Here is a 13,550-nt window from a genome sequence, read left to right on the forward strand (position 1 = left end):
TGGCCTTCGCTTGTGCTCTACAACCCACGGTTGCCACGCTGTTGCTGTCTGTCAACCTGATGGGAGTGGCCAGTGACATTCGGTGAGCAGCCGGCCTATCTGCGCGTGGCGAAGGATCTCCGGGAGCAGATCGCCGACGGGAAGCTGCCGCCGCACACCCGGCTCCCCTCGCAGGCCCGCATCCGCGAGGTCTACGGCGTCTCGGACACCGTCGCCCTGGAGGCGCGGAAAGTGCTGATGGCGGAGGGCCTGGTCGAGGGCCGCTCCGGTTCGGGGACGTACGTACGGGAGAGGCCGGTGCCGCGCAGTGTGGCCCGTGCCGCCTACCGGGGCGCCGGTCCCACCACGCCGTTCCGGCAGGAGCAGGCGGCCGAGGGTGCGCGCGGCACCTGGGACTCGCGCAGCGAGCAGGCCGAGGCGCCCGAGGACATCGCGGCGCGGCTCGGCGTCGAGCCGGGCGACCGCGTGATGCGCACGAAGTACGTGTTCCGGGACGCGGGCGAGCCGATGATGCTCTCCACCTCCTGGGAACCCCTCGCGGTCACCGGCCGCACACCGGTGATGCTGCCCGAGGAGGGGCCGCTCGGCGGCTGCGGGGTGGTCGAGCGGATGGCCGCCATCGACGTCGTCGTGGACAACGTGGCGGAGGAGGTCGGCGCCAGGCCCGGGCTCGCCGACGAGCTGGCCGAGTTGGGCGGGGTTCCGGGGCACGTTGTGCTGGTCATCGAGCGGACGTACTACGCCTCGGGGCGGGCGGTCGAGACGGCGGACCTGGTGGTTCCGGCCGACCGGTACCGGGTCGCCTACCACCTGCCGGTGAAATGACTCCGTGAGTCTGCGAGTCCATGAGTCTGTGAGTCTGTGAGTCCGCCAACCCAGCGCGTACAGCGGTAAGTTGAGATCCTTCGGGGGCGCATCCACTTGGGTGCGCCCCCTCTTGCTTCACGGGTTCGTCAACCCGCCTGCGTTTCTTGGCCAGATCGGTGCCTCTTTGTGAAAAGCCATATCCGGTGAGTAAAGGTCAGGCGTAGGCTCGGGCATATGCGTACTGAGGTTTCCTGGGGATCCTTGACGGCGTGTACGCCGGCGGACGGAGGCGCGCGATGAATGACGGCGGTGATCGGCTTCCGTGGTTGGTGGTGCGGCAGGACGACAACGGCAACCGCTACCGGGTGGGTGTCTACGCCACGCGTGCGGAGGCCGAGCAGCGGGCCGATCAGCTCGACAGCCGCGGCCACAAGCAGCTCTATCTGATCGAACAGGCGGCGACGAAGCAGCCGTAGGCGCCCGTGGGCGCTCCTGGGCACCCTGCGGGAGCAGGCGCCTTTTGGGGCGGCGCCGGCCGCCGCCTTAGGCTCCGCCCATGACGGAACGACTGGTTGTGGGCGGAGCCCTCTTTCACCGCGGCCGGCTGCTGGCCGCCCGGCGCAGCGCACCGCCCGAGCTGGCCGGACGCTGGGAGCTGCCCGGCGGCAAGTGCGAGCCCGGCGAGAGCCCCGAGCAGGCCCTCGTGCGCGAACTGCGCGAGGAACTGGGCGTGGAGACCGAGCCCGTCGAGCGGATCCCCGGTGAGTGGCCGCTGAAGCCCGGATATGTGCTCCAGGTGTGGACCGCCCGGCTGCTCTCCGGCGAACCCAGCCCGCTGGAGGACCACGACGAACTGCGCTGGCTCGGCCCCGACGAGGGCGACACCGTGGACTGGCTGGACCAGGACCGGCCCGCGGTCGCGGAAGCGGTGCGGCGGCTGCGGGCGGACGCATGAGTTTCCGGCGTACGAAAGTCCGAAGGCCGGCCGCGCCCTGACGCGCCCCGTCGCGCTCTGCCCTGCTCCCGCCCCGAACCGCCCCCTTCTGCCAGGGCCGGGGCGGGCATGGCAGGGGGCTGAACGGGGCAACGGGGCGCAGCGCACGGGCGAGTCCGTACGCCGTTCGTGCCACAGTGCGCCTACTGCCGGGGTAGCCGGAGTCCGATATCGGGTATGTGCTGATTAACCCCCCGAAAAAGGACGCTCCTCTTTGGGGTCCGCTGCTGCTGTTCTGGGATGTGGTCGGCGTGCTCGACACTGAAGGCGCCTGCGCCGAGTGGACCTTTCCTGCCGAGCCCAACGCTGTCCGCACCGCGCGGCACGCCGTCGGCGACACCCTGCACGCGTGGGGCCTCGACGAGGTCATCGATGTGAGCGTGCTGCTGGTCAGCGAGCTGGTGACCAATTCCCTGCGGCACGCGTCCGGGCCCATCGGTGTTCGGTTGGTGAGGCTCGACACCATGCCCCCCAGCGCCGGAACCGCCGACGCCGTCCCCGCCGTCCTGCGGGTGGAGGTCTCGGATCCGCTTCCGGATCCGCCCCGCGAACGGGCGGCGGGCCCCGACGACGAGGGAGGGCGCGGAATCCAGCTGGTGGCCTGCTCGGCACAGCGCTGGGGGACCCGGCGCGGAAAGACCGGCAAGACCGTGTGGTTCGAGCTGGCTCTGCCCGGTTAGAAGTGTGGAGGGAGTGACACGATCACGACGGCACCCGGCAGGGAGTCGGTCAGGCGACGAACTAGGCCGAAAAGGGCCCAGCGAGCGCCGGGAGGACGTCGCGATCGTGAACGCCGTGCCAGCTGGGGCCGTAGTACTGAATACTGCGGTCAAGGCCGGTTCCGGTGAGGTGAGCTGGAGGGGACGGTCGTGTGAACGAGATACCAGCGGAGGGGCTACGGCCCGGCGCCGGTGCCTGCGGCGCTTCGAGTGCGAAGGGCGCCGGGGGCGCCGGAGGTGCCGAGTCCGCCCCGAGCGAGGCCGGTACCGCTGCCGGCACTGCCACCGGTGCCACTGACGCACCGGGAACTCACGATGCGCCGGACGCTCGTGGTGCGTCGGACGCCAGTGGTGCGTCGGACGCTCCGGACGCCTCGGACGCCCGTGGTGCGTCGCACGCTCCGGACGCCGGTCGTGCGGTAGGGGCAGCGGCAGGCGGCTCGGGTTCCGGGGGTGTTACCGGGCGGGCCCTGTGGCAGAGCAGTCCGCCCGGGTCCGTCTACGACTACATCCGGCTCGCCTCCTTCTCGCTGGGTGACGACGGGCTGGTCGAGCAGTGGAGTCAGCGGGCCGAGGAGCTCTTCGGGATTCCCGCGCGGGATGTCGTGGGGCGCGACCCCCTTCAGGTCTTCGTGCCCGAGCAGTACCGGGCACGGGGGCGCCACGAGGTGGCCGAGATTCTTGACGGGAAGGAGTGGACGGGGCTCGTCCCGTTCCGCATGCCCGACTCGGCCGTGGGCGCCGGTGGTGCCGAGGGGGTGGCAGAGATCTATGTGATGCCCAGCGAGACCCGCAGCGGCGCGCGTGGTGCGCTCTGTCTCGTCGTGGACGTCACGGCACTGCGGCGCATCGAAACCGACCTCGCCGCATCACAGGCCATTTTCGGTCAATCTCCCTTCGGCTTCCTGCTGTTCGGCACGGATCTCACGGTGCAGCGCACCAACCGCCGCTTCGCCGCCGTGTTCGGCGGCGCCGCCGACGACCACCGGGGCCGTACGGTGCACGACTACCTGGCCCCGCCCGAGGCGGACCGGGTGGCCGACGCGCTCGCCCGCGTGCTGGAGACCGGGCAGTCCATCACCGACATCCAGATCACCGGCACGGAACCCGGCTCCACCGAGCGCCGCCACTGGTCGGTCAACCTCTATCGGGTGCACAGCGGCTCCGGCCGCCCCGTCGGCGTCGCGGGCCTGGCCACCGACGTCACCCGCCGCCACCGGGCCGCCCGCGAGGCCGCCGACGCCCGGCGGAACCTGGCCCTGCTCAACGAGGCGGGCGCCCGCATAGGGAACTCCCTCGACCTGGAGACCACCGCCCGCGAGCTCCTCGACGTCGCCGTCCCCGGCTTCTGCGACCTCGCCTCCGTCGACCTCTACCAGGGGCTGCTGACCGGCGACGAGGCGCCGCCCGGCGTCACCGACGGCAGCGCCGAACTGCGCCGGGTCGCCTTCGCCAGCGCCGTCTCCGACGCGCCGCTGGCCGCGCCCGGCTGTGTGGGGCCGGGGGAGGACCCGGCGGAGATCACCGTCGGTTCGGTCCACCGCTACCCGTTCGGCACGCCCTGCGCGAAGGCGCTGAGCACCGGGCGGGCCGGGGTGGTGCACGGCGAGGACGGCGACCTGGTGCACTCCACGCTCGCCGTGCCGATGGTGGCGCACGACACCGTCATCGGGCTCGTCCAGTTCTCCCGTACCAAGGGCAGCGAGACCTTCGGCGAGCGCGACCGGGCGCTGGCCACCGAGCTCGCCTCGCGGGCCGCCGTCTGCATGGACAACGCCCGCCTCTACCGGCGCGAGCACGAGCGGGCACTCATCCTCCAGCGCAGCCTGCTGCCGCCCGGCGACCCGGAGGCGGCGGGGCTCGACATCGCCTGCCGCTACCTGCCGGGCAACACCGCCACCGAGGTGGGCGGCGACTGGTTCGACGTCATCGAACTGCCAGGCCACCGCACGGCGTTGGTGGTCGGCGACGTGATGGGGCGCGGCCTGCGCGCCGCCGTCGCGATGGGCGAACTGCGCACAGCTGTACGCACCTTGGCCCTGCTCGACCTCGAACCCGCCGAGGTCCTCTCCGCGTTGGACGAGATCGCGCGCGGCCTCGGCACGCCGAGCGGCGCCCAGCACGCCTCCCGGGCCGCCCACAAGGCCCGCGACGCCGATCTGTCCGAGGTGTACCTCGCGACCTGCGTCTACGCGGTGTACGACCCGGTCACCCGCCGATGTACGTTCGCCAACGCCGGCCACCTCCCGCCGATCGTGGTCGAGCCGGGGGAGGAGCCACTGCTCCTCGACGTACCGCCCGGCATGCCGCTGGGGGTCGGCGGCGAGCCCTTCGAGGAGGTCGAGGTCGAGCTCTCCGAGGGCTCGCTCCTGGCGCTCTACACGGACGGCCTCGTCGAGTCCCGCGAACACCCGCTGGACGAGGGCCTCCGCGACCTGCGTACGGCGATGAGCGGGCCCGTGCGCCCCCTGGAGGACGTCTGCGACCACGTCCTGACCACGCTCGACACCCGGCACGGCGAGGACGACATCGCCCTCCTGATGGCCCGCATCCAGGGCCTGCCCGCCGAGGCCGTCGGCGACTGGCGGCTGCCGCGCGAACCCCGCTCGGTGGGCAGGGCCCGCGAACTGGCCCGCGCCCAGCTGGTCTCCTGGGGCCTCGAAGACCTCGTCGACACCACCGAGTTGCTGGTCAGCGAGCTGGTGACGAACGCCCTGCGGTACGGCGAAGGAGAGGTCAGGCTCCGGCTGCTGCGCGACCGCACCCTGGTCTGCGAGGTGTGGGACGCCGGTCTCGTGCAGCCCAGGCGACGGCGGGCCCGCGACACCGACGAGGGCGGCCGGGGGCTCCAGCTGGTCGGGCTGCTCAGCGCCGCCTGGGGGGCCAGGCGCACCCCCCGGGGCAAGACGGTGTGGTTCGAACTCGCCCTGCCCGACGGGGAGTCGCCGGGTGCGGCGGAGCTGAGCGTGGAGCAGCTGCTGAGCATGTACTAGGCAGGGCGCCGAGCGCGCCGGCGGTGCTCGCTGGCCGTCCTCGCCAGCCGTTCTTGCTAGCCGTTCTTGAGGGCGGCCAGCCTGGCTTCGATCTCCGCGTCGTCGCCCAGGCTGTCCAGCTGCTCGAACTGCGAGTCCAGCGAGGAGGCGGCCAGCTCCTGCTTGCCCATCGCCCGCGCCTCCTCGCGCCGCACCTTGTCCTCGAACCGGCTCAACTCGCTCGTCGGGTCGAGGACGTTGATGTTCTTGACGGCGTCGCTCATGGTGTTCTGCGCCTGCGCGGACTTGGCGCGGGCCACCAACTCGTCGCGCTTGGACGTCAGTTCGGTCAGCTTGCCCTTCATCTTGGTCAGCCCGTCCTTGAGGCCGGAGACCACCTCGGTCTGCGCGGCGATCGTCGGCTCGGCGGTCTTGGCCTCCTTCTCCGACTGGAGCTGCCGCTGCAGCGCCACCTTGGCCAGTGAGTCGAACTTGTCGGCCTCCTCGCCCGCACCGCCCGCCCGCAGCTCGTCCGCCTTCCTGCTGGCCGCCGCCGCCTTCCCGCCCCACTCGTGCGCGGCGTCCACGTCCTCGCGGTGGTCCTGCTCAAGCAGCCGCAGGTTGCCGATGGTGGCGGCGACGGCCTCCTCGGCCTCGGAGATGTTGCTGGAGTAGTCGCGGATCAGCTGGTCGAGCATCTTCTGCGGGTCCTCGGCCTGGTCGAGGAGGGCGTTGATGTTGGCCTTGGCGAGCTGGGTGACGCGGCCGAGGATGGACTGCTTGGACATGGGGTGCTCCTTGATGACCTCTGTCGGGTGTACGTCGTTCAGGTCGAGTACGTCGCTGTGTGCCGTGCGTGGCTAGAACCGGCCGCCGCCACCCCTCCGGCCCCTGGTGTCGCCGCCGCCGAAACTGCCGGGACCGCCGCCGAAGCCGCCTCCGCCCCCGCCTCCGTAGCCCCCGCCGCCCCGGCCGCCGCCCAGGAGCCCGCCGAGGATGATGCCGCCGAGGACCGCCCCGTTCAGCCCGCCGCCCTGGCTGCCGCCGGAGATGCCGCCGCCGAAGCCGCCGCCCCCGCCGTAGCCGCGTACGTCCTGCTGGGCCAGGTCCTGCGCCTGCCGCGCCAGCGAGTCCGCCTGCTGGGCCTCGGCGAGCGCGCCCGGGGCGTCGTCCTGGCCGGCGAGCGCGGCGGACCGTTCCAGGTGGCGCTGGGCCTCGGCGAGCCGGGTGCGGGCCTGGCTGCCGACGGCGCCCCGGTGGGTGGTGATGTAGTCGGCGGCGGCGCCGATGGCGGCACGCGCGGACAGGGTGGCCTGCCCGAGGAGGTCCCGGGCGCGCCGCGACGCGTTCTCCCGCTCACGCGTCCCGGCCAGCGCCTCGTCGAGCGCGGTGTCCGCCTCCTCGACCCGGCGGAGCGCGTCGAGCGGGTCGTAGTGCCCGGCCCGAAGTTCCTCCCGTACGTCGCGTACGACGGCCTCCGCGCGGGCGATGCGGCCCCGGAGGTCGGCGGTGCTGGTGCCCGTCGGCGTACCGTCGAGCAGCCCCCGGGCGTCGGCGAGGTCGGTCTCCGTCTCGGTCAGCGACCCCTCCAACTTGCCTGCCGCCTCGGCCAGTTCGAGGGCGCGCCGCTCCACGGCGTCGACCAGGGTGCCCGCCTGGTCGACGGCCCCCTCGGCGGCGCGGATGAAGACGGCCGCCTTGCTGTTGTCGTCGGCGACCAGAGCCTGGCGGGCCTGGTTGAGGCTGGTGGTCGCGAAGACGAGGCGGTCCTTGGCCTGCTCGACGTGCCCGGCCACGGGGGCCGCCGCCAACGGCGCGTAGCGGGTGGTCATCGCGGTGAGGGTGGCCTCGGCGGTGCTCGTACGCCCGGTCAGCTCGCGGAAGGAGGCCTCCGCGGTGTCCAGGGCGGTGGGCGCGTTGCGCTCCAGCTCGCGCAGCCGGTCGAAACTGTCCGACTCGGCGTCGAGCCGCCGGTTGGCCTCGGCGCACCGGGCGAGGATCTCGTCCAGCATCCGCCGCTTGGTCGGATCGTCCTCGGGGAAGGCGTCGTCGAGCTGCTGACGGATCCGGAAGGCGGCGGTGAGTTCGCCCTTCGCGAAGGCCAGCGCCTCGCTGAACGGCCGGGTGGCGTCCTCCCCGAACTGGGCTGTGGCGAACCCGAGTTCCTCCTCGCTGGTCCGTACGGCGTCATCGGTCTCGACGAGCGCCTGCTTGGCCTGACCGTCGAGCTGGGGCAGGGGAGTGAGGACGGGTCCCGGGGCCCGTCCGCCCGCACCCGGTGGTACGGAACCACTGCCGCCGTTCCTGCGCTTCCTGCGGCTGTACGCGTACGCCGCGAGCGCACCGGCTCCGCCGACGGCGATCACCGGGAGCGCGAGGTCGCCCGCCGTGCCGCCGCTGGACTCGGCACCGGGGTCATGGACGCCGGGGGTGATGGCGGGCGTGGGGACGGGGGTGCCGGAGAGGACGGCCGCGTACCCGTTCGCGGCGCCGATGGCGGCGCCCGGCCAGTCGTTCTGGCGCAGGGCGGGCTTGATGGCGGTGCCGGAGACCTCGGCTAGCTGGGCGTCGGTGAGGCGGGACTCGTTGTCCACGGAGTACGCGAACTGCCGGTCACGGGTGGCGATGGCCAGCAGGACGTCGTCACGCCCGAGCCCGTTGCGGGTGGCGGTGGCGTCGGCCCAGCTCTGGGCGGTGCGGCCGGAGAAGTCACGGACGTACACGACGAAGAGCTGGAGGCGGTGGGTGGCGTAGAGGTGGTTGAGCGCCTTGGCGACGGCCCCGCGCTTGTCGCCGAGGGCACCGGCCTTGTCGGTGATCTGCCCGTCGGTGGCCAACGGCCCGGGATCCTCGGCCGGAACGGCCAGCTGCGGGAGGGGCGGCGTCACCGCCTGCGCGGGCATCGCGCCCCCGAGGCACCAGGCGGCGGCCAGGGTGCACAGGGCGGCGGCGAGGGGCGGCCTGTGCGTGCCGGGTATCCGGGTACGACTCTCGGGAGGCGTCACATTTGGGAGGCTATGTCGGAGATATGGCCCCCGCGACCCGGGTGGAGCCGGGAGGTGCGCCGTCCCCGGGCCCGCGGGCTACCCGCAGCCGCAGCTCGCCCTCCTGGCCACGCTCACCGGGAGCATCAGGGACGCCGGTTCCAGGGGGGGGGGTCGGCCAGCCGCCGGTCGAGGAGGACGTCCGCCGCGCGGGAGCCGTCCGCCAGGGTCATGTCGCCGCGTACGTCCGGTTCGGCGGGGACCGGCAGGCCCGCGTCCCGGCAGGCCCGCCGGTAGCCCTCGAAGCGCGCCTCGGCGTGCGGGGACCGGGCCGCGCCGCCGATGAAGGCGAGGCGGGTGAGGCCGTGGTCCGTCAGGGGCCTCTGGACCTCTCAGGAGGTCGACAGCTTGTCGATCAGCAGTTTGGCCTCGGCCTCGCTCTGCTCGATGCCGAAGACCTCGGACAGGACCCCCGGCACCTCCCTGACCTCCAACTCCCGCACCTCCGGCGGCTGTCCGCTGCCGTGCCGGACCGTCGACAGCTTCAGTCCGTCCAGGACGTGCATCCGGTCCGGGTGCATCCGCTGGACGTACACCCGGGTGGTGAAGGGGGAGTTGGGGCTGGTGGCGACGAAGTGGTTGGCGGTGCGGAAGTCCACCGGGTACTGGGGCGTGAGGGTCGTGGTGTGCCGGACCATCCAGCCATTGCCGTCCCGGTCGGCCTCGGGGGAGACCGCGGGCTGGTGCAGGGCCCAGCCCATGGCGCCAGGGGTGACCTCCTGGTACCGGAGCCAGTACTTCCACACCCCCTGGACGGCCTCGACGCCCTCCGGCGACTTCACCAGCTCGACCGGCTCCAGCATGCTCGTACCGAACCCGACGTCGCACAGCAGGCGCCGGCCGTCCTCGAACTCCACCACCAGCATCGCGTGCGTCTCCGGCAGCAGCTTGCCCGCCGGGGCGCCCATCACCACCCGCCCCTGCACCGCGAAGAAGCGGAAGCCGAAGGCCTCCAGGAGCGCGGCGAAGAGCGTGACGTGCTCGTAGCAGTAGCCGCCGCCCCGGCCGGTGATCATCTTGGCCTGGAGGGTGGCCAGGTCGAGCGGGACCTCGCCGTGGAGGTACGAGGAGAGGTTGTTCCAGCCCGTGGACAGGACGTGCCCCCGGTGCAGGGCGGCGAGGTTGGCCGGGGTGGGGGTGCGGTCCCCCTCGTACCCGATCCGGGCGAGGTAGCTGTCGAGGTCGAGTGCCGCACTGTTCCACATGGTCGTGGTGGTTTCTTCGGTCATGAACGGTGCAGCGCCCGGCCCGCCGGAGCTATTCCGTCCGCCGCCGGATCTTGCTGCCGAGCCACACCAGCGGGTCGTATTTGCGGTCAACTGCCCTTTCCTTCAAGGGAATCAGCGCGTTGTCCGTGATCCGGATGTGCTCCGGGCACACCTCCGTACAGCACTTGGTGATGTTGCAGAGGCCGAGCCCGTGCTCCTCCTGGGCGGTCCGCTTGCGGTCGAGGCCGGACTCGGCCGCCGCGTCCAGCGGATGCATGTCCAGCTCCGCGACCCGCATCAGGAAGCGCGGCCCGGCGAAGGCGGACTTGTTCTCCTCGTGGTCGCGTACGACGTGGCAGGTGTCCTGGCACAGAAAGCACTCGATGCACTTGCGGAACTCCTGCGACCGCTCCACGTCCACCTGCTGCATCCGGTACTCGCCCGCCGCGACCCCCTCCGGCGGCACGAAGGCGGGCACCTCCCGCGCCTTGGTGTAGTTGAAGGACACGTCCGTCACCAGGTCCCGTACGACCGGGAAGGCGCGCAGCGGCGTCACGGTGACCGTGTCCGACGGGGTGAAGGTCGACATGCGGGTCATGCACAGCAGCCTCGGCCGCCCGTTGATCTCCGCACTGCACGAACCGCACTTGCCCGCCTTGCAGTTCCAGCGGACCGCGAGATCGGGGGCCTGGGTGGCCTGGAGGCGGTGGATGATGTCGAGGACCACCTCGCCCTCGTTCACCGCCACCTCGTAGTCCTGAAGGCCGCCGCCCTCCGGACTCCCGCGCCACACCTTGAAGTGGGCGACGTACTTGGCAGACGACGACGTGGTCACTCGAAAAGCTCCTCTTCGGCGAGGTACTTGACCAGCTCCTCCTTCTCGAAGAGGGCGAGCAGGTCCGGGCGGATGGGGTCGGACGTCGTCCGTACGAGCTTGATCTGGCCCCGTACCGGATCGGTGGCGGCCAGCCCGCCGGTCGGGTCGGCCGGACGGCAGAGCAGGTTCACCGGACGCCACGCGGAATCCATCGCGGGGAAGTCCTCCCGGGTGTGCCCGCCCCGGCTCTCGGTGCGCTCCAGCGCGGCACGGGCGATGCACTCGCTGACCAGCAGCATGTTGCGCAGGTCGAGCGCGAGGTGCCAGCCCGGGTTGAACTGGCGGTGGCCCTCCACGCCCGCGCGCCGTGCCCGTACCCGCAACTCCGCGAGTTTCTCCAGCGCTTGGGCCATCTCCGCCTCGCGGCGGATGATGCCGACGAGGTCGTTCATGGTCTGCTGGAGCTCCTGGTGGAGGGTGTACGGGTTCTCCGGCGGGCGGCCCTGTCCGGCCTCCTCGCGGGGCTCGGCGGAACCGGGCTCGGGCCCCTCCGCGCTGAACGGGCGCAGCGCCTCCGCCGCCGCCGCGTCCACCTGGGCCTCCTCGACCTCGGGCCGCAGCGGCCCGGCGTGCTCGGCGGCGTACTGGGCGGCGTACAGCCCGGCACGGCGGCCGAAGACCAGCAGGTCGGAGAGCGAGTTGCCGCCGAGCCGGTTGGAGCCGTGCATGCCGCCCGCCACCTCACCGGCCGCGAACAGGCCCGGCACGCCGCGCGTGGCGGCGGTGTCGGAGTCGACGGCGATGCCGCCCATCACGTAGTGGCAGGTCGGGCCGACCTCCATGGCCTCCGCCGTGATGTCGACGTCCGCCAGCTCCTTGAACTGGTGGTACATGGACGGCAGCCGGCGCCGGATCCGCTCGGCGGGCATGCGCGTCGAGACGTCCAGGTAGACACCGCCGTGCGGGGTGCCGCGGCCCGCCTTGACCTCGGAGTTGATGGCTCGGGCCACCTCGTCGCGGGGGAGCAGCTCGGGCGGGCGGCGGTTGTTGTCCGGGTCCTCGTACCAGCGGTCGCCCTCGGCCTCGGACTCCGCGTACTTCTCCTTGAAGACGTCCGGGATGTACTCGAACATGAACCGCTTGCCCTCGGAATTGCGCAGCACGCCGCCGTCGCCCCGGACGGACTCGGTGACCAGGATGCCCTTCACCGAGGGCGGCCAGACCATCCCGGTCGGGTGGAACTGCACGAACTCCATGTTGAGCAGCGGCGCCCCGGCGAGCAGGGCGAGCGCGTGCCCGTCGCCCGTGTACTCCCAGGAGTTCGACGTCACCTTGAAGGACTTGCCGATGCCGCCGGTGGCGAGCACGACGCTCGGGGCGCGCAGGATGAAGAAGCGGCCTGACTCGCGCTCGTAACAGAAGGTCCCCGAGACGCGCTCGCCGTCCTTGAGGACGCGGGTGACGGTGCACTCCTGGAAGACCTTCAGCCGGGACTCGTGGTCGCCGGTCGCCGCGAAGTCCTCCTGCTGGAGCTGGACGATCTTCTGCTGGAGGGTGCGGATCAGCTCCAGGCCCGTACGGTCGCCGACGTGCGCGAGGCGCGGGTACTCGTGCCCGCCGAAGTTGCGCTGCGAGATCCGGCCGTCCGGGGTGCGGTCGAAGAGAGCGCCCCAGGTCTCCAACTCCCATACCCGGTCGGGTGCTTCGCGGGCGTGCAGCTCCGCCATCCGCCACTGGTTGAGGAACTTGCCGCCGCGCATGGTGTCGCGGAAGTGCACCTGCCAGTTGTCGCCGGAGTTCACGTTGCCCATGGACGCGGCGATGCCGCCCTCGGCCATCACCGTGTGCGCCTTGCCGAACAGGGACTTGCAGATCACGGCCGTACGGGCGCCCTGCTCGCGGGCCTCGATCGCCGCACGCAGTCCGGCGCCGCCCGCGCCGACCACGACGACGTCCCAGTCCTGGCGTTCCAGTTGCGTCATCAGAAGAACCTCGGGTCGTCGAAAGCGCCGGACGCGATCAGGTAGACGTAGAAGTCGGCGAGCGCCACGCTGATCAACGACGCCCAGGCGAGCAGCATGTGACGGTCGTTCAGCTTGCCGACCCAGCCCCAGAGGCGGTAGCGCACCGGGTGCTTGGAGAAGTGCTTGAGACGGCCGCCGATGATGTGCCGGCAGGAGTGGCAGGAGAAGGTGTACGCCCAGATCAGGATGATGTTGATCAGGAAGACGAGGGTGCCCAGGCCCATGTGGCCCCACTCGTAGTTCTGGTCGCGGAAGGCCAGGACCGTGTCGTACGTGAGGATTCCGGCGACCGGGACCGCCGCGTAGAAGAAGTAGCGGTGGATGTTCTGCAGGACCAGCGGGAAGCGGGTCTCGCCGCTGTACTTCTTGTGCGGTTCGGCGACCGCGCAGGCGGGGGGCGAGGCCCAGAAGCCCCGGTAGTAGGCCTTGCGGTAGTAGTAGCAGGTCAGCCGGAAGCCGAGCGGGAAGATCAGGATCAGCAGGGCGGGGGAGAGGCCCCACCAGCTGCCGAAGATCTCCCAGTTGGGGCCGCCCTTCATCGGGATGCAGTTCTCCGCGAGGCACGGGGAGTAGAAGGGCGAGACGTACGGGGCGGAGTAGTAGTCGCTGTTGGCGAAGGCGCGCCAGGTCGAGTAGACGATGAAGGCGAGGAGGCCGGCGGCGGTGAGGGCGGGGGAGAGCCACCAGCGGTCGGTGCGGAGGTGGCGGGCGGGGATGGCGGCTCGGGTGGCGTCGTGCACGCCGGTGCCGGCGCCTGCGGCGCGGGGGGTGGGGTCGGTACCTGTGCCTGTGGCCAACGTGGGCTCCAGCGGGGCGGGGTCGGAGGGGTGGGTAACGGGTCGGGGTGGGGCCATGGCGTAGGCGGAGCGGGGCCGGAGGGTTCGGCTCCGCCGGGGGCCGCCCCCTTGCCCGCCCGTTCCGCCCCCGGGGGGCGGCCCCGCCGCCCAAGGGGGCGGGGGCGTAGG

General features: G+C 71.9%; 11 protein-coding genes and 1 pseudogene. 5 read left to right on the forward strand and 7 right to left on the reverse strand.

The features are described from left to right. Positions 1 to 72 precede the first annotated feature (72 nt). From ACZ5PB_RS24515 to ACZ5PB_RS24535, 5 genes are all read left to right on the forward strand, one after another. Positions 73 to 825: a GntR family transcriptional regulator gene (locus tag ACZ5PB_RS24515; protein WP_468693865.1), complete on the forward strand. Its 753-nt coding sequence runs from the start codon at positions 73 to 75 to the stop codon at positions 823 to 825. Between the two features lie 278 nt (positions 826 to 1,103). Next, entirely contained in the window at positions 1,104 to 1,283 is a 180-nt protein-coding gene (locus tag ACZ5PB_RS24520; protein WP_468693866.1) for an SPOR domain-containing protein, read from the forward strand. A gap of 80 nt (positions 1,284 to 1,363) precedes the next feature. Continuing rightward, positions 1,364 to 1,762 (forward strand): (deoxy)nucleoside triphosphate pyrophosphohydrolase, encoded by a 399-nt coding sequence (locus ACZ5PB_RS24525; protein WP_468693867.1) that lies wholly within the window; start codon positions 1,364 to 1,366, stop codon positions 1,760 to 1,762. A 281-nt stretch (positions 1,763 to 2,043) separates the two neighbouring features. Then, positions 2,044 to 2,481 carry an ATP-binding protein gene (locus ACZ5PB_RS24530; RefSeq protein ID WP_468693898.1) on the forward strand — a complete coding sequence of 146 codons (438 nt, stop codon included), beginning with the start codon at positions 2,044 to 2,046 and terminating at the stop codon, positions 2,479 to 2,481. Positions 2,482 to 2,990: 509 nt separating this feature from the next. Then, positions 2,991 to 5,513, forward strand: a complete 2,523-nt coding sequence (locus tag ACZ5PB_RS24535; protein WP_468693899.1) for a SpoIIE family protein phosphatase — start codon at positions 2,991 to 2,993, stop codon at positions 5,511 to 5,513. A gap of 56 nt (positions 5,514 to 5,569) precedes the next feature. Here ACZ5PB_RS24535 and ACZ5PB_RS24540 read toward each other — a convergent pair whose 3' ends face one another. The 7 genes and pseudogenes from ACZ5PB_RS24540 to ACZ5PB_RS24570 form a co-directional block, all read right to left on the reverse strand. Further along, entirely contained in the window at positions 5,570 to 6,280 is a 711-nt protein-coding gene (locus ACZ5PB_RS24540) for a PspA/IM30 family protein (RefSeq protein ID WP_468693868.1), read from the reverse strand. Between the two features lie 72 nt (positions 6,281 to 6,352). Beyond that, the gene (locus ACZ5PB_RS24545; protein ID WP_468693900.1) at positions 6,353 to 8,395 is read right to left on the reverse strand and encodes a TPM domain-containing protein; all 2,043 of its coding nucleotides are present in this window, start codon (positions 8,393 to 8,395) and stop codon (positions 6,353 to 6,355) included. Positions 8,396 to 8,575: 180 nt separating this feature from the next. Continuing rightward, positions 8,576 to 8,853 (reverse strand): annotated as a pseudogene (locus ACZ5PB_RS24550) (hypothetical protein); the annotation flags it as partial. 15 nt (positions 8,854 to 8,868) lie between these two features. Next, positions 8,869 to 9,765, reverse strand: coding sequence for an arylamine N-acetyltransferase family protein (locus tag ACZ5PB_RS24555; protein ID WP_468693869.1), 897 nt, complete (start codon positions 9,763 to 9,765; stop codon positions 8,869 to 8,871). Between the two features lie 28 nt (positions 9,766 to 9,793). Next, complete coding sequence (locus ACZ5PB_RS24560; RefSeq protein ID WP_468693870.1) at positions 9,794 to 10,579, reverse strand: succinate dehydrogenase/fumarate reductase iron-sulfur subunit; 786 nt, start codon at positions 10,577 to 10,579, stop codon at positions 9,794 to 9,796. After that, a complete protein-coding gene (locus tag ACZ5PB_RS24565; RefSeq protein WP_468693871.1) occupies positions 10,576 to 12,543 on the reverse strand; it encodes a fumarate reductase/succinate dehydrogenase flavoprotein subunit in 1,968 nt (655 codons plus the stop codon). Before ACZ5PB_RS24565 ends, ACZ5PB_RS24560 begins: the two co-directional genes overlap by 4 nt. Next, positions 12,543 to 13,382: a hypothetical protein gene (locus tag ACZ5PB_RS24570; RefSeq protein WP_468693872.1), complete on the reverse strand. Its 840-nt coding sequence runs from the start codon at positions 13,380 to 13,382 to the stop codon at positions 12,543 to 12,545. The genes ACZ5PB_RS24565 and ACZ5PB_RS24570 overlap by 1 nt, the downstream gene beginning before the upstream one ends. Positions 13,383 to 13,550 lie beyond the last annotated feature (168 nt).

It is taken from the genome of Streptomyces sp. NPDC032721 (assembly GCF_055579625.1).

Coding starts and splice junctions, on each gene's coding strand:
- ACZ5PB_RS24540 (WP_468693868.1), bottom strand. CDS start 6,280: ATGTCCAAGCAGTCCATCCTCGGCCGCGTCACCCAGCTCGCCAAGGCC.
- ACZ5PB_RS24555 (WP_468693869.1), bottom strand. CDS start 9,765: ATGACCGAAGAAACCACCACGACCATGTGGAACAGTGCGGCACTCGAC.
- ACZ5PB_RS24545 (WP_468693900.1), bottom strand. CDS start 8,395: ATGCCCGCGCAGGCGGTGACGCCGCCCCTCCCGCAGCTGGCCGTTCCG.
- ACZ5PB_RS24565 (WP_468693871.1), bottom strand. CDS start 12,543: ATGACGCAACTGGAACGCCAGGACTGGGACGTCGTCGTGGTCGGCGCG.
- ACZ5PB_RS24525 (WP_468693867.1), top strand. CDS start 1,364: ATGACGGAACGACTGGTTGTGGGCGGAGCCCTCTTTCACCGCGGCCGG.
- ACZ5PB_RS24520 (WP_468693866.1), top strand. CDS start 1,104: ATGAATGACGGCGGTGATCGGCTTCCGTGGTTGGTGGTGCGGCAGGAC.